Below are 21,237 nucleotides of genomic sequence, written 5' to 3' on the forward strand. Positions count from 1 at the left end.
GCCGATCGATACGCCTCCGCCCCAACCGTTGTCGGCGTTGCGATCGCCGTCCGGATGGACATACGCGCCGAAGGGCGTGATGTACCAGCGGTTGTCGTAGTACTGGTCCGCTGCAAAGGTTGTCTGCGCAAGGCAGGAGGCGGACGGGAGGGCAAGCACGCAGCAAGCTGCAAGGGCGCGTCGGTCGAACATGAAAGCCTCCTCACGGAGTAGTCGGATGACCAGTGTTGGTGAGAGCTTCAATCGAAGCCAATAAGCCGAAAGACAGATGGGGCGAGCCGGAAATCGGCGTATATGCAAATGACCCGGCCTCCTGATGTGGGTATCGAGTGATGGGGCTCGATGCCCAATAGAAATCCCCTCTCCATAGCGATCAGGTGTGCGCGAAATCGGGTCGACTATTGAGCGGAGCGCGTCACTCGCCGGGCATGCACCTTCGGTTGCAATTTCTGGTGAAAGTGGCGCGGCGGCAACGTCGACCGAGAGAGAAAGCAGGAGGCCACCCAGCGCTAGCTCCACCGCTAGTCTGTAGCGCGGAAGTCACCGACGTCCGAAGGAACTGCGGCGAAGGTCGGCCAACGGAAAACTGAAGCGCAGACAGCCGAACGACGGCTCACGGCCGATCTAGATCTTCGAACTCCTGGTCCGTGCGAGGTGCATCAGGCGCTTGCTCGTCAAGCGACTGCCGATACCTGACGCAGCCGCGCATGAACTGAGGCCAACCAGGGACTGCGATCGCCGGTTCCGTTTTCTCTGGTAGCAACGACCAAAGGTCCGGGTGATGCCAGCAAAGCTCTTGACTGCTGGAGTCCCTATGCTGCCGGATAGCCGCGCGCAGCTTCTGGACTTCAACGACAAGTTCCTCTCGGGACAGCGCATCAAGGTCTTCGTCCATTTGCCGGGTCTCCGGTAGTGAGAGCGAACGCGCTCAGGAGGCATTTTGGCCTAACCCTCTTGCCAGCTTGTCCTGTCGCTACGAATAGGCGATCTGAGAGCGCACGACGCGGCCACATGGCGCCCGGCCGGCATTTGCAATTGCGTCAAGTGGTTTGCTTGGTGAAGCTGCTGGGCCACCGATTCTCAAGCTCGTGAGTTGAGGAAAAAAGATGACGCCGTCGCGCATTTCTCCGTGCTAAGAAACGCACTCAAAAGACAGTCACGTCGGCGCGGATCGATCTGACAAGCGTTCACTTCCACTCACCTCACGAGGAAACGATGACCATCCGTATCAATGGCTCAACGGCGGAGATTCCCGGTGATCTGCGGGTTTCCTTGCTCGATTTCTTACGCGATCACCTTCATCTCTTCGGGGCCAAGAAGGGCTGCAATCAGGGCGCGTGCGGCGCGTGCACCGTACTTGTAGATGGCGAGCGCGTGCTCTCGTGCCTGGCATTGGCCGTGCAGTGCGATGGCCGCTCAGTCACCACCGTTGAAGGCCTCGCCCCAAATGGCGAGTTGCACCCGCTGCAGAAGGCCTTCATCGAGCACGACGGCTTTCAGTGCGGCTACTGCACACCTGGCCAGATCTGCTCCGCCGTGGGGATGTCCCAGGAACTACGGCGAGGCGTTCCCAGCCACGTGACGGCCGACCTGTCGGAAGACTCCGTTTCGCTCAGCCCCGACGAACTGCGCGAACGCATGAGCGGCAATCTGTGCCGCTGCGGTGCCTACAACGGCATCGTCGCGGCTATCGCCGAGACGTACTCGGAGACGCCGACATGACACCCTTTACTTACGCCCGCGCGGCCGATGCGAGCGATGCGCTGCGACTCGGCACCGATCCGGGCGCCAAGTACCTCGGCGGAGGCACAAATCTGGTTGATCTCATGCGCGAAACCATTGAGCGGCCTACGGTGCTGATAGACGTGACCGGCTTGTCGAGCGAGATCGAGGAACGGGCAGATGGCAGCTTGCTGATCGGTGCGGCGGCCCGCAATACCGCCCTTGCCGCGCACCGTGCGGTGCGGACTCGCTATCCAGTTCTCGCAAGGGCGGTCGTTGCTGGCGCGTCCGCACAGATACGCAACATGGCGACAGTGGGCGGCAATATTCTGCAACGCACCCGTTGCAGCTACTTCTATGACGACGAGGGCTCGCGATGCAACAAGCGCAGCCCGGGCCAAGGATGCGACGCTGCGGAAGGCTTCAACCGAAGCCACGCGATCCTCGGCGCATCGGCAAGCTGCGTAGCCACCCATCCATCCGACATGTGTGTCGCGCTCGCAGCGCTCGGCGCGCTGGTGTATCTGCAGAGCTCGAACGGCGTACGCACGTTGCCGCTCACAGACCTGCATCGTCTGCCCGAGGACCATCCTGAGATAGAAACACAACTCGAGCCCGGTGAACTGATCACGGCTGTCGAGTTGCCGGCGCTCTCGTTCGGGGCGCGTTCGACCTACCGAAAGGTGCGCGATCGGGCGAGCTATGCCTTTGCCCTCGTCTCGGTTGCGGCGGCTCTCGAGCTCGATGGCAACACTGTCAGGAACGTGCGTATCGCGCTGGGCGGCGTCGCCCACAAGCCGTGGCGTGCCTGGAAAGCCGAGGAGGCACTCAGAGGGCAGCCAGCGACAGCAGAGAAATTCCGTGCCGCAGCGGAAGCGGAGCTCGCTGACGCCCAGCCGTTGCGTGACAACGGATTCAAAGTCGAACTGGCGAAGCGAACGATCGTCGCCGTGCTCGGTGATCTGAAGGAGATGAAGGCATGAGCATCATTCAGGAGACCGTTCAGGCGGTGATGAAGAAAGCCATCGCAGTCGCGCCCGACGCATGGATGCCCGGTGGCAAGCCAGATCCGCTGATTGAGCACAAAGGCGGTTTGATCGGTGCGCCTATCTCGCGCGTCGACGGTCCTCTCAAGGTGCAGGGGCAGGCGCGGTTCGCCGCCGAGTTCCCGATGGAGGGCATGGTCTACGCTGCGCTCGCATACAGCACCGTCCCCAAGGGGCGGATTGCGACGCTCGATACGAGCGCTGCGAGAGCGGCGCCAGGCGTTGTGCTGGTGATGACCCACGAGAACGCGCCTCGCATGAAGCCGATGCCGCTTTTCATGTCGAAAGACAAGGCGGCGGGCGGCGACGACCTGCCGGTCATGCAGGATGACCGCGTCCATTGGAACGGGCAGCCGATCGCTGTCGTGCTCGCGGAGACACAGGAGCAAGCCGATCATGCGATGGCGTTGATCCACGCCACCTACGAAACCGAGCCAGCGACCACGTCCTTCGCGGCCGCCAAGGCGAAGGGGACAAAACCCGGCACGTTTCAGGGGGAGCCGCTGAAACTGGAAATCGGCGACGCCGAGGCGGCGCTGCGAGCGGCGCCGTACCAGATCGATGTCACATACTCCACGCCGCGGCATAACCACAACGCCATCGAGCTGCACGCGGCGACGGTTGCCTGGAAAGGCGACGAACTGGTCATTCATGACGCCTCGCAAGGCGTGGCCCACATGGCGTGGTCCATGGCACAGATCTTCGGTCTCGACGAGAAGCAAGTGCATGTTACGTCGCCCTACGTGGGCGGCGGCTTCGGAAGCAAGACGCTCTGGCGACACCAGGTTCTCGCGGCTGCGGCCTCGAAGCTCGCCGGTTGGCCGGTGCGCATCATGCTCACGCGAGAGGGCGTTTATCGGGTGGTCGGAGGGCGGACGAACACCGAGCAGCGTGTAGCGATAGGCGCGCAGTCTGACGGTCGTTTCGACGCGCTGATTCAGAGCGGGGTGGTCGCGATGACTGAACACAACAATTTGCCGGAGCCGTTCATCTTGCCTGCACGCTCCGCGTATGCGGCCGGCAGCTTCAAGCTCGACGTCGAAGTCGCAACCATCGACATGCTTGCCAACACCTTCATGCGCGCGCCCGGCGAGGCCGTCGGAACCTTCGCACTGGAGAGCGCTATCGACGAACTGGCAGATCTGATGAAGATGGATCCGATCGAGCTCCGTATTCGAAACGAGCCGGAAAAGGACCCGACCACGGGCTTGCCTTTCTCGTCGCGCCACATCGTCGAGGCATATCGAGCCGGCGCGGAGCGCTTCGGGTGGAGCAGGAGAAACGCGACGCCATGCACGCGCCGCGAAGGCGAGTGGCTGGTCGGCATGGGCTGCGCCACGGCGACGTATCCCTACTACCGCATGCCGGGCGGCGCGGCGCGGATCACGCTCACGAAAGACGCACAGGTCACGGTCGAGGTTGCGGCCCACGAAATGGGGATGGGTACCGCCACGGCGCAGACGCAGGTGACGGCGGCACGGCTGGGCCTGCCTATCGAGCAGGTGCGCTTCTGTCATGGTGACTCTCGCTTCCCGGGCCTGGTGCTGGCCGGTGGCTCGCAGCAGACGGCTTCGATCGGCAGCGCGGTCATGGCAGCGCAACATGAACTCATCGTCGAGTTGTTGAAACTCGCCGGCAAAGACTCACCCCTGCATGGCTTGAAACCTGACGAAGTCGCCGGCCGCGACGGCGGCCTCGGAAAGGTCGATGAACCCGATCGCTTCGACAGCTACGCCTCCATCCTGGCGAGAGCAGGGCGAGAGAGTCTGGTTGTCGAAGCGAGTGCGCCGCCTCCGCTGGAAACGCAGCACTGGTCGATGCACTCCCACGGCGCCATGTTCTGTGAGGTGCGAGTGAATGAGGTGACCGGTGAGCCGCGGGTGAGCCGCTTTCTCGGCTCGTTCGACTGCGGGCGAATTCTCAACGCCAAGACGGCGTCCAGCCAGTTCCGCGGCGGCATCGTCATGGGATTGGGCCTCGCGCTGATGGAAGAAACGCAGTTCGATGAACGCAATGGCCGCATCATGAATTCGAGCCTCGCCGAGTACCACGTACCCGTGCACATGGACGTGCCACACATCGAAGTGATGTGGGACGACATCCCGGATCCGCATTCGCCGATGGGTGCACACGGAATAGGGGAAATCGGCATCACGGGCGTGGGAGCGGCTGTTGCAAACGCCATCTACAACGCGTGCGGGAAACGCGTGCGTGCGTTGCCGATCACGCTCGACAAGTTGATAGCCTGAGCGGGTGTGTCGGCGCCGCGGCCCAATGGAGACAGCAGACAACCCATCTCAATCTGGCAGGAAGCCTATGAGCAAGGAGGCGAGAGACGACACCGACCGGGGCGGCGCACCCCATTCGGGAACTCCCGCCCGCAGGCTCCCGCGGCCCATCCCGGCGAATCCGCGGGGCACATGGGTGTCGCCTTGAGGTTGTTGCGCGATCCCCGTGAGGAAGGCGCGCGCGGTTGTGAGATCTCTTCGAGAGGAAGGAAGAACCTGCCATCGGGCGGTGCTGGCGCCTTCCGGATGATCATGGCGTGGATCCGATGGTTCTTCGGTGAAGGCTCCGACCTCGAAACTTGGCAGATGGCAGCGCAGGCGGTGGTGACGTTCTTCATCGCGCTGCTTCTCATCCGGGCTTCGGGGCGGCGCTCTTTCAGGCAGCACACGCCGTTCGACGCCTGCGTCACCGTGCCATTGGGGGCGGCTCTCAGCCGTGCGGTGGTCGGTGCGTCTCCATTCTGGGCCACGGTTGCGATCAAGTAACTTGCTTTGATGAAGAAGCCCGAATTGCCGCCCACACGACCGCGTTCGATAGAGGCGCTGCGCAAGGCGACGGACGCCTGCCGCGAATGCCCACTGGGCGCCCGCGCGACGCAATCTGTCATGGGGGAGGGCCCGCTCCACGCGGTACTGATGGTGGTGGGCGAGCAGCCGGGCGACAAGGAGGATTTGTTAGGCCGGCCTTTCGTGGGTCCCGCGGGCCGGCTTTTCGATCGTGCCATCGCCGAACTTGGCTGGAGGCGCGAACGGCTCTACATCACCAACGCAGTCAAGCACTTCAAGTTCGAGTTGCGCGGCAAACGCCGCATGCACAAGACCCCGGCGCAGCGCGAGATCGAGGCCTGTCGCCATTGGCTCGAAGAGGAGATCGCGCGCGTGAAGCCAAAGGCTTTTCTCGCACTCGGGGCGACCGCTGCGCGCACTTTGCTACAGCGGCCGGTGGCGGTGATGCGTGAACGCGGGAAGTGGCAGGAAGACGCCGCCGGTCGGCGCGTGCTGGTCACCCTTCATCCATCGGCGCTCCTGCGGGGCGATCCTGCGCAGCGTGAGGCCGCATGGACGGCTTGGCTCGAGGATCTTTCGGTCGCGTCAGATCTACTGTTGCCGCGTTGACGGATGGGCTAACGGTCCCGTGCGCGGTCGGCGATACGGGCACATTGACTGCACAGCCAACGCTCTGCTTCCACCGCCCAGCGAACTCGAACGCCGCGACGACGCAATTTTCCGAGGGTCGAGGTCCTCTGAGAAAAATTTGGCGACCGACAAGCCGAGCAGTCATGCGACCGTCGCAAGGTGAGTGCGAGTGGGAGCGGTCCCGTTAACGCCAGGCGTGTTAACCACTGTGTACTTTGACATTGCGACTGCCCGCCGAACAGTCGGGCATGTGCGCCGATCATCGCGAGCGAGGCGATGCCGCATAGCTCGCTTGAAGTTTCGGAGACGGTGGCTATATTTTCCGGCTACACGATCAGCTGAAGCGCGTGCGTTGCCGGACATGCACAAGGAGAGCCTGATGAACCTCCCGCCCAACACGTGCAATGGACAAGCAAAGCTTGCGAGCGCCGCTGTGCTGTCTCGTGACGAACCTTCAGGCCGAGCGGTCCTTCTACTGGCATTGGCAGGATCAGTGTGGGGCACCGCCGATATGGCGTACGCCCAGTCTGTATCAGACGTTACTTGCCACATCGAATACGCCACGACTCGTGATGGCGTCCGGCTGGCGACCGAGGTCTACCTTCCGGTGGTTCCAGGCCGGTACCCCGTGGTGATGCAGCGGACCCCTTACAACCGCAATGGTGCACCGGAGGACGTCAGCTGCGTCAACGCGACGCTTCAGACGTATGCGCGTAACGGCTACGCAGCCCTGAACCAAGATGTTAGAGGTCTGTACCGCTCGGAAGGCATCTTCGACGCGATGCGGCAGGAGGCGAACGATGGCTACGATGCCATTGAGTGGGCGGCGCGCCAGCCCTGGTCTAGCGGGAAAGTGGGAACATTCAGCGGCTCCTACGTCGGCTTGACGCAATGGCAGCCAGCGATCCGGACCCCTCCGAGTCTGGCGGCGATCTCACCCAACATCACGGCCTCCGACTATCACGATCACTGGACCTATGTGAACGGCGCGTTCGCGCTGTGGTTTGCCCAAAGCTGGATTCCTCTCACCTTGGGAAAGGAAACCATGCTCCGTCAGCTCCTCGCGTCGCCCATGTCGCGCGCGGACGCGAACGCGCAGGTAGCGGCCTTCACCGAACGTAGCAACCGGGATCTCACCTCGAATTGGGTTTGGCAGCTTCCTCTGAAAGCATTCCCAGAGTTTAGGTCGATCGCACCGTACTACTACGAGTGGCTTGACCACCCCAACTACGATGCCTACTGGCAAGCGCTCGATGTCGAACCGCGCTACCAGAACGTGCGAGTGCCGACGCTCAACAGCGGTGCGTGGTATGACATCTTCCAGGTCGGCACTGTCCGGAATTTCCAGGGCATGAAGACCAACGGCGGAACCGCCGAGGCCCGACAAGGGAGCAAGCTGATCATGACCTGTTGCGGGCACGCTGGCACTAGCGGGCAAGTGAGCTGGGGCACCGCCAGCTCGCCGATCACCACCGAGTTGCGCTTCTTCGATCGCTATCTCAAGGGCATCCGCAACGGCGTGGAGACAGACCCTGCCGTCCAACTCTATGTGCTCAATCCTCCGGACACCGGAACGCAGGGCAGCGGCTTCTGGGTCTATGGAGATCAATATCCTCTTTCCGGTACGCGCAATACCACCTATTTCTTCACCAGCGGTGGCCGAGCCAACAGCAGCGCTGGCGACGGCAAGTTGGATCTGTCTCCTCCCTGGGCGGACTCCACAAAAGAAGGCAAGCGCCGTCTCCTTGAGGAACTGCGCTCCAGCATCCCCGACCAGTTCGTCTACCACCCGAACGACCCGGTCCCGACGGTGGGCGGCAATCTGTGCTGCCAGCCGCTGTTGTTGGCCGCTGGCGCGCATGACCAGACGCGGGTCGAAGCTCGCAACGACGTCCTCGTCTACACCAGCGAACCTCTGGCGGACGACATGGCCGTGATCGGACCGGTCAAGGTGGTGTTGTGGGCCGCTTCATCCGCGCGAGACACCGACTTCACCGCCAAACTCGTGGACGTGCACCTGGATGGCTTTGCGCACAACGTGCTTGACCGTGTCGTGCGGGCGCGGTTCCGCGAAGGATCGAAGGCACCACCGAGCCTCATTCGGCCTTTTACGCCGTACGAATACACCATCGACCTCGGCAACGCCGGAACCGTATTCAAGAAGGGACATCGCATCCGCGTGGAAATCTCGTCTTCGAATTTCCCCCAGTTCGCCCGTAACCTGAATACCGGCCTCGACGATTCTGAAAGCGTGCTCAGTATTTCGGCGCTACAGGTTGTATTGCACGACAAGCACCACACTTCACGTCTCGAACTGCCCGTCGCCACCACCGAACGAATTCCAAATCCGTGACGGCTGCCCTGCGCAAGCGCCTGCTCCGACTCCTTTGCACCGCGGCAACTGCGTGGGTCGTACTTGGATCGGCAGGGGCATTCGAAGCGCGCCGCATGACGGGCGAGGGCGGTTTCATTTGCCCCTATCTCACACTGCAACGCGTCACGCACAAGTTTGACTTGAACTGTGGAATGGAGACTGACGGTCCAGGGGCCAGCCCTAAAGGGCCCAACGAACTCAAGATCAGTTTGTCCGGCGGCGCGGATTTTCATTTGACCCGTTTGAGAACTGGTCAGTGCAGCTCAGAGTACACCGCTGTTCAGAATCGCCCCGCGTCCATTCAGACTTTTCACGGGGAAGGACTTGGGAGCTTCGGCGGGCTGGACGCGTCTATCAGTTTTGCCTTCACTGATGCTGGGGAGTCGGGAGCCGAGGACACGGCCGAGTTCGAAATCAAGCTCTTGTCCAATGCAGCAACCGCGATCGCGTGCAAGCCGGAATTGCCGCTCATCATGGGCTTTCACCGAGCGTATGGGCCTGATGGCACGAGGCGAGAGGGACTTCAGTTCGAATCGACGGCTGCAGCGGAGCGGTCCGCCTTGCCGAATTCGGGTGGCCTGCGTGGCCAAGGCGGCGCCCTTTACAGCCCGTTTTCTTCTTCTGACGGCAGGTCGAACCTGAAGCCTTCAATGTCGACGAACAAGGAAGAGAAAGCGCAGTCCACGGGCCTGGTCGTTGTTGTTGGTGCCGTCTCCTTTGCGGCGGCGGCAGCAGTTCTTGGCTTCCTCGTCCATCGCCTTTTGCGCTAGCACGTCGTGCGTTCCGTTCCGTCAGGGACTTCCGGATTGTTGTACGCGCGCGAGAGCCGCCCGCCCTCAGCCGATTTGCTCGGCAAGCCCGACGATGATGCCCTCAGGCCCACGCATATAGGCGAGCCGGTACGATTTCTCGTACTGCATCTGGCCAATAAGTTCTGCGCCATGGGCCTGCATCCGCGTGAGGACAGCATCGATGTCATCCACGGCGAACATGATGCGGCGAAGACCCAGAGCGTTCACTGGCGTGTCCACGGGCCCAAACCTGACTGCGTTTGGCGTGTGGAACTTGTCCAGCTCAATACCCTGCCCATCGGGTGTCCGCAGCATCGCGATGGTGGCTCGGACGTTTTCAAGCCCTATCAGGCTCCCGACAGACGGCCCTTCAACCGTGGTTTGCCCTTCAAGCTCGAGACCCATCTCGACAAAGAACGCCTTCACCGTTTCGAGATCGTCGACAACGATCAAGACGTTGTCCATTCGCTTGACTGTCATGTCCTTCGGATCTCCTTCAACGGATGACTTTACAGAGGAAGCAGCCCACCCGAGAGCTGCCTTGGCGACATGCTGGTTTTGCCGCTCTGATTCGGAGGCGTGCCCGCTTCAGAGGATAGTTTCCACTGCAAACCTGCCGCACGGGCGCTGGTGGGTTCGTGGTGTGCGCAATTCCTCAATGGTGCCGGTCATAGGCGCCGTGGCGCTCAACACCTGCTTGGCACATGCCGCGCCATCAGCCGCGGCGCGCGAGCGGCGTTGTGGCTCATGGATCGCGCAGTGTGCGGGCTTTTTCGATCTCGCGCACCAAACAGAGTTGCAGTTGCGCGCACGTTTCAGACATGGAAAATTTGCCGACAGATCTTGACAGGAACGCGCCGACCCGCCGGTTGACTAAAGGGCCGATGCTCCTCCATGTCGCTAGGATGTTTGTCGCATGCCTGTCAGCGCATCACCGCCGATCGATCCGTTCTGGCCATTCCCGCCTTGGCCCAATCGGCTGGACGGAAGCGAAGAGGAACGTCGCGCGAGCGCGCGGGCTGCAACGTGCGAGGAAGAGATGGAAGCCGAAATCGAGGCGGAGACCTCTCGCTTGTGGGCGAAGTACCTGGAACTGAGAGCGCGATCCGAAAAGTAACGGCGGTCTGCCGTTGTTAGAGCGGACTCAGCTCAGCGGTCCGACGCGCAGCCGGCAAATTCCCCGGTGCGGGCGTCCCGAGATCGCCCCCACCCGAAGCGATACGACAGTTGAAAGGAAACCCTTTGCATGCGGGCACTGGCGCGCCAAACCGGCCAATTCCCACGTGAGAAGGCGCTTTCGAGATGTGTGGGCTTAGTCTTTATGCACCTGCACCTAGGGAACAGTCGGCGCACCCGAATCGGTCGGGTCACGATTGTCAACCACACGCTGCTGGCCGGCCATGTGCCCGGCTGACTGGGTACGGTGGGGGACTTCGTGGCAGTCACCAATTCGTGTCGGTCGCGCCCCCGCGGTGCGCGGGTCTGTCGGCCGGGCCACGCGCGACGTACCGCCCTTCATCCGGTCGGGCAGCGGTGCTGTCGTCCTGCCACGCCCGGTTGGCGGCCGTGAAGCAAGCGCACCGGCTCTTGTCCTGACAGGGCAAGACGCATGGCGGCCGTGCTGCAACCAAGGCCGCTGCTGCCGAGGTGCCGGCCGGGCTTCAGCGCCAGCTGCCGCTTTCGTCCTTCCAAAGCTGCGTCGTAAAACTGGTCGTCGCCTACATCGGCAGGTTGAACGAGGAGCAACGCTTGGCGGGCATGCCTTCGTTGCCGAGCCCAACCCATATCGCAAGCGTCGTGTTCTTGCTGGTGCTACTTTTTGGTGCGTGGGCGCTCAAGGCGGGCTGGATTGCCATTCCCGAGCGCTATAACCCGTGGGCCGAACTGGACACGGCCGAAGCGCCAAACCTCCTCACCTCCGTGAAGCTCGCGCGCGCGCAGCGTGATCCCGCGCGTTGCCTCGCGCTGCTGGAAGCCTCAGGCATGCACTTCGAGCCCGTGCCCGACCGCACCACAGCGGAAGGTTGCGCATTGCGCAACACGGTACGCCTGGCCCGCGTGCGCGAATTGACGTTGGGCACGCCGGTGCTGCTGAGTTGCCGCGCCGCGCTCACCTTTGCGTTGTGGGAGCGTCATGTGATCCAGCCCGCGGCCGCCGAATTGCTGGGCACGCGCATCGTCCGCATTGATCACCTGGGCGGCTATGCCTGCCGAAATGTAGTGGTCGGCCGGCAGCAGCAAGAAGGTGTGCCCGGCCGACGCAGCCAGCATGCAACGGCCGACGCGTTGGACGTCACCGCGTTCACTCGCGCAGAGCGTGGCCGCGTCATCGCTATCGGGCGCGACTGGATGCCCGATGCCTCGCAAGCGCTGACACCGGAAGCTGCGTTCCTGAGCGAAGCGCACAAGGGGGCTTGCCGGGTCTTCGACAGCGTTCTCGGCCCTGACTACAACGCGGTGCATGCCGACCACTTCCATCTAGAAGTTGGCGCCCGGCGCGCATGTCGCTGAGCCCATTGCGCGACGTTTCGTCGAGGGTGCAGCGATCGGCCGCCAGCAAGGTCAGGTCTTGGGATCGATTCCGCGGATCGGATGCTTGGTCAGATCCTTGCCGATCTCAACGCGCTTCTCTTCGTTCGCCTCATCTCGGAATTCACTCGGCTCCTTTTCGGTGGCCTTTTCCATGTTCGATTTGACAGAGGCGCGCTCGTCCTGTCCCTTCTTGGCATCATTCTGAGTTTTCATCACTGTCTCCGGTGTGAACCGAGCGCGGGACCGGCCCCGTCGCTACGGTCCTGCCTGTTTAACGCCTGAGCGCGGCTTCCGGCATCAGACGACAGGCCCATGTCTCGTAGGGCGCTGGGCCGCCTCTCGAATTCAGCTTGGCGCGAGGGGGCCGGCACCGCCGCTGGCCGAAGCCACAGCGTCGGCGAAAATCAGAGGATCTCCCCAAGACACTGCACTAGCGGAAATCGCGGCTCTTCGTCCGGAGCGCGCCCAACAGCGACGTGTGATCGACGAGCTTCATGGCCACCAGCGACTGCACGCCTTTCTCGCTCTGCCAGACGCCTTCGACGCTGAGAAGCCTTGCGGTCATCAGAACCGTCCTTTGCTCTTCGACCAGCTTCGGCCACACGATGATGTTGACGGTGCCAGTCTCGTCCTCGAGCGTTGCGAAGACGACGCCCTTGGCCGTGCTGGGGCGTTGCCGGTGCGTCACGATCCCGCTGGCACGCACCGTCTGGCGATTCTTTGCGCGGGCACGCAATTCCTCCGAGGTCTTGATGCGCCACTCGGCCAGCTGCGGACGGATGATCGAAAGAGGGTGCCGGCGCAGGCTCAGTCCGAGCGAGCCATAGTCGTCGGCGATTTCGGAACCCTCTTCTGGCTCTGGGAATCGAATCTCATCTTCGAAGGTGCGCGCCTCGCGCAGCATCTTGGTCGGCCGCGTGTCGATACCTTTCGCCGCCCATACTGCGTCAGGGCGCCGTCCGGCGAGCCCGAGCAGCGCGTCCGCGCTCGAAAGGCACTGCAGGTCATGCCCGTCAAGCTGCGCCCGCATGGCCAGGTCCTCAACGCTCGCGAACTGTTGTTGCGATCGCGCTGCAACGATCCGCTTCGCGGCTTCTTCGCGCATGCCGTTGATGCGCGACATCCCTAGCCGAACGGCGCGCAATGGTGCGTCGTAGGTCGTGTCCCAGCGATCGGACGCCGGGCCTTGCGCTGGCTCTTCCAACGTCGATTCCCAGTCGCTGATCGCTACGTCGACCGGGCGCACCACGACACCATGCTCGCGGGCGTCGCGTACCAGTTGGGCCGGTGCGTAGAAGCCCATCGGCTGAGAGTTGAGGAGGGCGGCCAGCATCGCGTCCGGGTGGTTTCTCTTCAGCCAGCAACTCACGTACACCAGATGCGCGAAGCTGGCTGCGTGGGATTCCGGAAAGCCATAGCTCCCAAAGCCCTCGACCTGCTTGGCCAGGCGCTGAGCGAAGTCTTCGCTGTATCCCTTTTTCAGCATCCGCTCGATGAGTTTTCGCTGATGCACTTCCAGACCGCCTCGCTTTCGCCAAGCGCCCATCGCGCGGCGCAACTGATCCGCCTCGCCGGCGGTGAAGTCCGCGGCGACCATGGCGATCGCCATGACCTGCTCCTGGAAGAGGGGGATGCCCAGCGTCCGCTCGGTCGCGTGACGGATCTCCTCGCTTGGGTATTCCACCCTTTCTTCGCCCATGCGCCGTCGCAGGTAGGGGTGCACCATGCCACCTTGAATCGGTCCGGGCCTCACGATCGCTACCTGGATCACCAGGTCATAAAAGGTCCGAGGCCGCATACGAGGCAGCATGCTCATTTGCGCGCGACTCTCGATCTGGAAAACGCCGACGGTGTCGGCTTTGCAGATCATGTCGTAGGTGGCTGGATCTTCGGCCGGCACGTCCTGTAGGCGCATGGGGCCGGCTCCGGCTTTCGCACCCGCCAGGTCGAGCGCGCGGTGTATGGCCGTGAGCATGCCCAGCGCCAGGATGTCGACCTTGATGAGGCCCGTCGAATCCAGGTCGTCCTTGTCCCACTGGATGATGCTGCGGTTCTCCATCGCCGCGTTCTCGACGGGCACGAGGCGACTCACCTTGTCACGACCGATGACAAAGCCGCCAGGGTGCTGGCTTAGATGCCGTGGAAAACCGCGGATCGTGTCCGCGAGCGTGAGCCAGTGCACAACGGTTGGGTCCGTCGGGTCGATCTCGTTTTCCAGCAGGCAGGCCTCGCTGATCCACTTCTCGTCAGTGCCGTAGGCAGTGCTGGCCAGCTGATCGATCTTGTCTGCGTCGATGCCCATCGCCTTCCCCACGTCGCGAAGCGCCGATTTCGTGCGATAGGTGGTGGCCACGGCCGTGAGGGCGGCGCGATCGCGTCCGTACTTTTCGTAGATGTACTGCATCGCCTCTTCGCGCCGCTGATGCTCGAAGTCGACGTCGATGTCCGGCGGTTCCCTGCGTTCGACAGAGATGAAGCGTTCAAACAGAACGCTCATGCGATCGGGATCGACGTTCGTCACCTCGAGGCAATAGCAAATTGCGCTGTTGGCCGCCGATCCACGTCCCTGACAGAGGATGTTCCGGTCCCGCGCCCAGTGCACGACGTCCGCGACCGTGAGGAAGTAGCTCTCGTATTCGAGCTGGGCAATCGTCTTGAGCTCGTGCTCGATCTGCCTGCGTACCTTGTCGGGCAAGCCGGCCGGATACCGCCGCTTCGCACCGTCGTAAGTAAGCTTGCGAAGGTGCGACGCCGGCGTTTCGCCTTCCGGGACGACCTCGCGCGGATATTCGTACTTGAGTTCTTCGAGCGAAAACGTGCACAGGCTCGCGACCTTCACGGTTTCTTCCATCCACTCGCCCGGCACCTGCCGGGCCAGCATCGCGCGTCCGCGCAGATACGCCTCTGCATTGGCCTGCAGCGCGTACCCAGCTTTCGCCACCGTCGTGCCGACGCGCACCGCGGTGAGCACGTCCTGAACCTGTTTGCGCTTGCGCGTGTGCATGACCGGGCTCGAACTGGCCAAGATCCGGATGCCGGTCCGCTCGGCGACCTGTTCGACGATCCATAGACGCAACTCGTCGTCCATGAGCAGCGGTCGCGGCGCGACGATCCATGCCCGCTCCGGGAACCAGGTCTTCAACCACATGGCCTGTGCGAAAAGCGACTCGACCGTGGCATCCGCGTCCGGGAGGAGCAGCACCAAGCAGCCGGGCATGCCGACCAAATAGGGCGCCTGGATGTTCTTGCCCTCTACGTCCGTTACAAGGGCGCTGTAGCTGCCCTTGGCGGCCCTCCGGCGCGCGAGCGTGATGCATTCGCAAAGGTTGCCCCAACCGAGCTTGTTTTGCGCCAGGAACACGAGCCTGGCGTGTGGATGGCCGCTCTGGGTGGTCAGCAGGATCTCGCTGCCGCAGATGAAATGCAGGCTTGCTTCCCGCGCTGCCAGGTGGGCGCGAACGACGCCGGAAACCGAGCACTCGTCTGTCAGCGCCAGGGCTGAATACAGCTTGGCAGCGGCCCGCTCCACCAGTTCCTCAGGCTGCGATGCACCCACGAGGAAAGTGAAATTCGAGCGGCAGTGGAGCTCGGCAAAGGCGGGAGGCTCGGAGGACACAACTGTATATAAATACAGTATTTTGCACTTGTCTTCGAAACGTGTCGCGCGAGGAGGATTCCGTCGAGACTGGTCGGCTCACTTGGGTGGAAGCCGTCATGATCGGCCGTCAAAATACAGGCCGGTGAACGAAGGGAAGGAGCGCTCTGGATACCCGGGCAAATACAACGAACGCTCGTGAACCTGCCACCGATCCCTCAAGTTGTAGCCCAGCGCTTCCACCTCACGAATCAATCTTTCGGTGTTGAAAACATGCATTGGCGCAAAGCAGCCTTCACCGATGTTTTGCGTGGTGACGAAGTCTTCTCCCCCATAGAGTGGCAGTTTGTTCAGCAGCAGGTACTGAGGCCGCGTCATGCATCGCCTGAGCAGGTCGCCAGGGCGTGCGTCTTCCATGTAGTGGAGGGCGCCTGCGGCAATCCAGATATCGGCGCCATGTCTAACGACAGCTTCGTTGAGATCGACTGTGAAGCTCAACGCGGGCGCTTCCCGCTCGACCGCCAGCCTGCGCCCGAGGTCGACCATCGCTGGGACCTCGACAACTTGCCATGCCAACCCGGCCGGCATGTCGAGGTAGGGCCGATAAGCGTGGTAGTGCACGCCTACGGAGCCGCCGATATCCAGCACGCTCCTAGCTCCTCGACGAAAGGCTCTGTCGAGCCACCACATCACAGGGTAGTCGTACGCAAAAACCTGCCGCGTTCGAATCTCAACATACTCAACGGCCAGGCGCTCGTTGTTGAAGCCTTCGTTCACTGGCAAGCGTTTGTGGGCAGCCGTGAAGCTGTCATAGACGCCGAAATAGAAGCCTAGCCCCTCCTTCGCGAGAAACTGCTGTCTCCGCCATCGGAGCAATGCGGGTCGGGTTACCGGTCCCTCCAACAGCTCGCGGACGATCTGGGCGGCGCTGGCGTGTGACATGCCTGCGCTCAGCAAGAACTATTGAGGCGTGCCCGTTTTTTCCTTGGGATTCGTCGGCACGTCGGGCCGCTCGCCCTTCACACCCGCTTGGGGTTTCAGTTCATCCTTGCTCGGCTTTACCTCGGCTCGGCTCATGGCCCCCGTCCGCTGCGGGGCGTTTGGCTGGTTGTTGGTCATGGTCGAGGGCTCGCCCTTAGGGACCTTGGTGTTCGCCGGACTGCGGTTCTCTGAGCGAGCTTCGGATTTCACTTCTTCGCGTGACGCAGGATTGCTCCCGTCGGGACGCTGCGTCGGGTTCGCGACGCCGGCAGGCGTTTTCGTGCTGGCCTGTCCTCCCTTTGCTGGATCAGGCGCAGCAGGCTGCGCTGTGGTCTGAGCAAGAACGCCGCTCGAGAGGCTGAGCATGCCGACGAGCGCAACTGTGGTGAAAATCTTTCCCTGCTTCATGGTGGTCTCCCAAGCGAGTGATGCCCCAAATTGGGAGCGCTACAACTCTAGGAGGGTGTTGCGTCCCGAGTGTCAGGTTCTGGCGCTCCAGCCTGTAGGTCTGCACGTCTGAGTGCAAAGCGAGCTTCTGGCGTCGTCACCCACTCGAGGCGGTCAGGCAAGAGATTGAAGATTGATTTCGTTCGGCGCGATCCGGCCATCGCCGCGCACGCGAGCTTTTCAGTGCGCATCGCTGGCTGGCGACACCATTGAGGTTCTGGTACTGCGAAGACCAGAGCGGATCATCGTTCGAGCCGGCTCGCCTCTTTGCGCTGGCGACGGATCCACCGCTTGAGGAGCGCATTGCCCAGCGCCAAGGCCCCCAGCACGACAAGTCGCTCAGTCAATATGCAGGCCGATCGCTCGACGCGCCGAACACGGTAGCGGGTTAGGCCGAGCAGTCGTCGGTAACGCAACAGGCCCCTGGTTGCAGATCGGCCGCGCGACGGAACCAGGGTCCAAATGCGAAAGCATCTCGTCGAGTAGCAGCCCGGTGGAGATGTTCTTTTGCTTGTCGAGTCGGCGGATCACGACCATCAACGGTCCGGGACCGCTGTATGCCCGTTCGCCGTCCGCCGTTTCCCTTGCTGGCGCCGATCGACGGCGGCAAGCCACACTCTGGCCGCGCCGACGTGGACCAACAAGACAACAGCCGTCCCGCCTAGCTCGACGTTCGCCGACATGGCTACTCTTTCATCATCATGACGCGCAGCGACGATCAAGCCTTCACGACGAGGCGTTTGAGTTAGCTCGACGTGTCCGCCAGCCGCGGAGCAGGGCCGCTTAGCCCCAACGCGCTGGAGGTTGCCCTGGAACACTGGGGAACGTGGCGAGACTCGGTCAATTGGTGAGCCAATAGAGCCAAGGCAGCGGCAGTAGCGTCGACAGCCAAGGTTCAGATGGTCATCGCGGCCGATGAACGGCATCGCTGCCGACCACTACATCGAGGAGGCGACGGGTTGACTCCTGATTTGCGCCAAACATTCCGTCAAGATCAGATCGCACATTTGTGCAGCTATTGATGCGCTGAGGTGATTGGCTCCGTCCGCTCCTACGGATGAGGCCTTTCCGAACGCGACTTTCGCGACATGTCCGTGATAGCGAGGAAGCGCAACCTGCATCGCAGCAGCCAGCTTCTCCCTGTTTCGCGCCGTTCGGCGCAACGAGCTCAGCGGATGCCTCTGCGCATCCGGCGAAATGACATTGCTCACCAGCGCAGGCACGAATCGCACCTGCGGAACCAGACGGGCGAACAAGACAAAGCTGTCTGACCAATTCTCCAATGACGCAACGGCGCGCTGCACGCCAGACGTGGCGGGGTCGGGCTCGATGTCTCCCGCCGGGAAGGTCAACAGAGCGCCTCCTTCCTGTAGATGCCTTGCCGCGCTTCGTACGACAGCCATAAGCCCTCCCGAGCCTTCTGGCAGAAGAATCAGCTGCTGCGCGACGTTCGGCAGGGCCCGAAGGAAGGGGCGATCCGCAGCAATCACTCGAAGGTCCTGCCGGGGTGAGAGACTCGTGAAGAGTGCGACCGTGTCAGTCATCCCAGGGTGATTTGCCAGAACAACCACAGGGCCCTGCGTCGGTACGTGCTCCAGGCCCGACGTGACCAGGCCCGCGGTCATGCGGCTTATCAACCAGGCGCTACCTTGGGCAAGGCCCTCCTTGCCGACGCGACTGTCGAACTCGTGAGCAGTCCATGCAAAGCGACGAGCCATGGGCCAGAACAGATGGCGCAACGGTGTGCCACAAAAACGCGACAGGCCGACCGCGTCCATGAGGTCGTCAATGTTGACCTCGGTGAGCGCGTCGACTAGCGGTTGTGCAGTGGCGGACATCTCGCGATTGGATGGAGTATCGTCGCACAACGAGGGCCAAGTCCTGTTCGGCCCAAGCGGCTTGCTTGATACGAAGTGACCCTACGCCGTGTTCTGCTTGTGATCGCATTTCTGGTCGCCACGGGCGCCTGGATCGCCTTCGTGTCGTGGATGACGGGGCAGGAACGAAAAGAGCCAGCCTACCTGGAAATCGACCTTGCGGAAATTCCGGCGGGCAGCCCGAAGTTCTACACCTTCCAACGCACACCGCTTGCCCTCGTTCGAACCACCGAGGCCATGCTCGATGACCTTCGGGCGCAAACCACCCACACTTGGAACCTGCGTCCGATAGCGCCCGGACGTCCATCATTCTTCGTCTACTCCCTGCTGAGTCCGGCCGACGGATGCGAGGTCGAACACGTACCCCTGGGCGCCGACCGCTATGCGCCGGTGCGTCCGTGGCAGGGCGGCTACCGCAACCCATGTCGCTTTGGCGAATGGGACTACGCTGGCCGCGCGATCAAGCAGTACGCGGACCAGGACGCGCAACTGCTGCGGAGGGCCGATCTGGATGTTCCGGACTTCGAAATCAGGGAAGACCACATCCTGCGCATCACCCGCGCTCCGAAGCGGTAGGCGAGAGCAGGGCCGGGACGACCCTCACATCGGTGCATGACAGCGGCCTTCTTCCAGCCCCTGCGCCTATTGCCTCCCGGGCTGCACTTGGCGCAGTTGGTCCTCATTTATCTTCTCACCCAGACGTCGCATGACCCACCGGGTTCTATCGACAGGTGGTGACATCGCTCCGAGATCGACAGCCACTCGCCGCTCGTCGACATAGCGGATGGCCGCTGAACCGAGCAGGGTGGGCACGAGGTCCGCATGCATCGCCTTGGCTTCATGGTTGGCACGGAGCCGTTCCCAACGCGCGGAGTTGCTGGCGCGCCATTCATCGCTCGCCCACATGACGGCCGGGACTGTCGTGTCCCAGGGCGTCGGATCCTTCAGCGCGTGTTGAAAAAGCTTTCGTCCATCGTCAAGCAGATTCTCACCATGGTCAGCCGTGTACATCACGAAGGACGAGCCGCCCGCTGGCGCCAACTCTGAGATCACAGCGTCGATGAATCGGAGGGATTCGGCCGCGGCGTTGTCGTAGGCGCGGATGAAGTCCGGCAGCGTGGAACCATCAGGGAGTCCAGAGAGCTTCGAGCAGTCGGCCTGGAAAGCGGCTGTTGCGGGCTCATAGCGATCGCAGTACGAAAAGTGTGCGCCGTAGGCATGCACGACGATCAGTTTCTTGGGCGCGTTCTGCGCGAGCACCGATCTGAGCGATGGCAGAAGGCTTTCACGATCGGTCCTCTTTATCGCGACGAACTCGTCGGTGTTGGCGTCGGGCCACGCAATACCTCTTTCCTGGACGGCAAGCCAATACGTGTGGAATCCAGTTTCCTCGAAAGCCTTCATGAATGTTGCGTCCTTGCTGACCCGAAATGCACCGCCAGGCATTTCGCGCGATACAAGCAGAGGGACCGACGTGTGCGTGCTGCTGGATCCGGACGTCACATCGCAATAGATGATCGCGTCCTGATGGCTGAGGCCGACTTGCTTTTGCCCGCCGCATGCGCCGAGCCGGTCGGCGCGCACTGATTCCCCAATGATCAGGATGTATGTCTCGCTCTGCGGGTGAAGTCCCGGCGACCGCGAGGCCCCCCAACTCGCGGACGCCGAACGAGGATTGGTGGGCGCATAGGGCGACGCCGTCGAGACGAAATCGTCAAGGCCGATCGCCGATGCCGCGGCAACGGAGATCACATTCAGCGGCCACGCCCGCAACACAGTGTCATGAAAGATGGCGCCGCATGTGACTGCGGAGAAAGCGATTGCCGCAAGGGTGACCGAAGGCCATTTCCCGCGCACCGCCTGCGTTGTCGGAGTGCGAAACGACACCCAGATCGGCACGGCGAGCAGGACCGCGGTCAGGGCTATCCAGAGGACATGAGGCTGAACCACCGGCCACGCTTCGTGTGGGTCCGGCCGAATCAAGGCCGCCTCGAGAAGGTTGACATCGCGTAGAAGGTCCGCTCCCACGGCCAGGACGCCGAACAGCGCCGGGACGTATGTGAGGACCAGGAATACCCGAAGCCCTAGGATCGCCCGAAGCAAGCCAAAGAACACTGCGGTTGCGGCAAGCGGGCAGACGGCGCCAAGATCCCAGACGTGCGCGGATGAAAAGATCGTCAGGGCCGGGATTAGCAGGATTGCGCCCCAAACACAGTCGATCAGACTGACGACGCCAAGCCGTCTGTCTGCCATTGGCGCGGATGCCAAGCGCGCCCCATGTGGATCGCTATGCTGCTCCATGACCTCTTAAGCAGAATGACGGAATTCTGGCCAGGATGCCTGCCGACCTGATCGCTGGCGGTGGAAGACATTGCCGAGGGCAGGGGCTGGCCGTCCTGGGAGATGCCTGTCGAACTCGATCTTGCACATCGAGGAGCAAGGCAGGA

17 protein-coding genes are annotated in these 21,237 nt (G+C 62.4%); 9 read left to right on the forward strand and 8 right to left on the reverse strand.

Annotated elements, in window-relative coordinates:
- Positions 1–192 (reverse strand): hypothetical protein (locus tag QTH90_RS26875; RefSeq protein ID WP_286667634.1); only part of this gene is annotated, 192 nt, incomplete at its 3' end.
- A gap of 1,023 nt (positions 193–1,215) precedes the next feature.
- Here QTH90_RS26875 and QTH90_RS26880 point away from each other — a divergent pair.
- The 7 genes from QTH90_RS26880 (at position 1,216) to QTH90_RS26910 (ending at position 9,337) form a co-directional block, all read left to right on the forward strand.
- A complete protein-coding gene (locus QTH90_RS26880) occupies positions 1,216–1,722 on the forward strand; it encodes a 2Fe-2S iron-sulfur cluster-binding protein (RefSeq protein WP_286667635.1) in 507 nt (168 codons plus the stop codon).
- Positions 1,719–2,705: an FAD binding domain-containing protein gene (locus tag QTH90_RS26885; RefSeq protein WP_286667636.1), complete on the forward strand. Its 987-nt coding sequence runs from the start codon at positions 1,719–1,721 to the stop codon at positions 2,703–2,705. Before QTH90_RS26880 ends, QTH90_RS26885 begins: the two co-directional genes overlap by 4 nt.
- Entirely contained in the window at positions 2,702–5,017 is a 2,316-nt protein-coding gene (locus QTH90_RS26890) for a xanthine dehydrogenase family protein molybdopterin-binding subunit (protein WP_286667637.1), read from the forward strand. The genes QTH90_RS26885 and QTH90_RS26890 overlap by 4 nt, the downstream gene beginning before the upstream one ends.
- A gap of 171 nt (positions 5,018–5,188) precedes the next feature.
- Positions 5,189–5,542 carry a DUF421 domain-containing protein gene (locus tag QTH90_RS31550; RefSeq protein ID WP_353506635.1) on the forward strand — a complete coding sequence of 118 codons (354 nt, stop codon included), beginning with the start codon at positions 5,189–5,191 and terminating at the stop codon, positions 5,540–5,542.
- A 9-nt stretch (positions 5,543–5,551) separates the two neighbouring features.
- On the forward strand, positions 5,552–6,172 hold the full coding sequence (locus QTH90_RS26900; protein ID WP_286667638.1) for a UdgX family uracil-DNA binding protein: 621 nt from the start codon (positions 5,552–5,554) through the stop codon (positions 6,170–6,172).
- 400 nt (positions 6,173–6,572) lie between these two features.
- Positions 6,573–8,546 carry a CocE/NonD family hydrolase gene (locus QTH90_RS26905; protein WP_286667639.1) on the forward strand — a complete coding sequence of 658 codons (1,974 nt, stop codon included), beginning with the start codon at positions 6,573–6,575 and terminating at the stop codon, positions 8,544–8,546.
- Positions 8,543–9,337: a hypothetical protein gene (locus tag QTH90_RS26910; protein WP_286667640.1), complete on the forward strand. Its 795-nt coding sequence runs from the start codon at positions 8,543–8,545 to the stop codon at positions 9,335–9,337. Before QTH90_RS26905 ends, QTH90_RS26910 begins: the two co-directional genes overlap by 4 nt.
- Before the next feature lie 66 nt (positions 9,338–9,403).
- On the opposite strand, the gene QTH90_RS26915 is transcribed toward QTH90_RS26910, so the two are convergent.
- The gene (locus tag QTH90_RS26915) at positions 9,404–9,838 is read right to left on the reverse strand and encodes a VOC family protein (protein WP_286667641.1); all 435 of its coding nucleotides are present in this window, start codon (positions 9,836–9,838) and stop codon (positions 9,404–9,406) included.
- Between the two features lie 1,167 nt (positions 9,839–11,005).
- Between QTH90_RS26915 and QTH90_RS26920 the strand changes: the two genes are divergently transcribed.
- The gene (locus QTH90_RS26920) at positions 11,006–11,869 is read left to right on the forward strand and encodes an extensin-like domain-containing protein (protein WP_286667642.1); all 864 of its coding nucleotides are present in this window, start codon (positions 11,006–11,008) and stop codon (positions 11,867–11,869) included.
- Positions 11,870–11,920: 51 nt separating this feature from the next.
- On the opposite strand, the gene QTH90_RS26925 is transcribed toward QTH90_RS26920, so the two are convergent.
- From QTH90_RS26925 to QTH90_RS26945, 5 genes are all read right to left on the reverse strand, one after another.
- Entirely contained in the window at positions 11,921–12,103 is a 183-nt protein-coding gene (locus tag QTH90_RS26925) for a hypothetical protein (RefSeq protein ID WP_286667643.1), read from the reverse strand.
- Positions 12,104–12,320: 217 nt separating this feature from the next.
- Complete coding sequence (locus QTH90_RS26930; RefSeq protein WP_286667644.1) at positions 12,321–15,506, reverse strand: error-prone DNA polymerase; 3,186 nt, start codon at positions 15,504–15,506, stop codon at positions 12,321–12,323.
- Positions 15,507–15,602: 96 nt separating this feature from the next.
- On the reverse strand, positions 15,603–16,427 hold the full coding sequence (locus QTH90_RS26935) for a methyltransferase, TIGR04325 family (protein ID WP_286667645.1): 825 nt from the start codon (positions 16,425–16,427) through the stop codon (positions 15,603–15,605).
- A gap of 18 nt (positions 16,428–16,445) precedes the next feature.
- Positions 16,446–16,874, reverse strand: coding sequence for a serine/threonine protein kinase (locus QTH90_RS26940; protein ID WP_286667646.1), 429 nt, complete (start codon positions 16,872–16,874; stop codon positions 16,446–16,448).
- 977 nt (positions 16,875–17,851) lie between these two features.
- The gene (locus QTH90_RS26945; protein ID WP_286667648.1) at positions 17,852–18,751 is read right to left on the reverse strand and encodes a 1-acyl-sn-glycerol-3-phosphate acyltransferase; all 900 of its coding nucleotides are present in this window, start codon (positions 18,749–18,751) and stop codon (positions 17,852–17,854) included.
- A 75-nt stretch (positions 18,752–18,826) separates the two neighbouring features.
- Here QTH90_RS26945 and QTH90_RS26950 point away from each other — a divergent pair, with 75 nt between their 5' ends.
- Positions 18,827–19,366 (forward strand): Rieske (2Fe-2S) protein, encoded by a 540-nt coding sequence (locus QTH90_RS26950; RefSeq protein ID WP_286667649.1) that lies wholly within the window; start codon positions 18,827–18,829, stop codon positions 19,364–19,366.
- A 66-nt stretch (positions 19,367–19,432) separates the two neighbouring features.
- Here QTH90_RS26950 and QTH90_RS26955 read toward each other — a convergent pair whose 3' ends face one another.
- Positions 19,433–21,091 (reverse strand): sulfatase-like hydrolase/transferase, encoded by a 1,659-nt coding sequence (locus tag QTH90_RS26955; protein WP_286667651.1) that lies wholly within the window; start codon positions 21,089–21,091, stop codon positions 19,433–19,435.
- Positions 21,092–21,237: the final 146 nt, after the last annotated feature.

The organism is Variovorax flavidus, from assembly GCF_030317145.1.
GTDB lineage: Bacteria > Pseudomonadota > Gammaproteobacteria > Burkholderiales > Burkholderiaceae_C > Variovorax > Variovorax flavidus.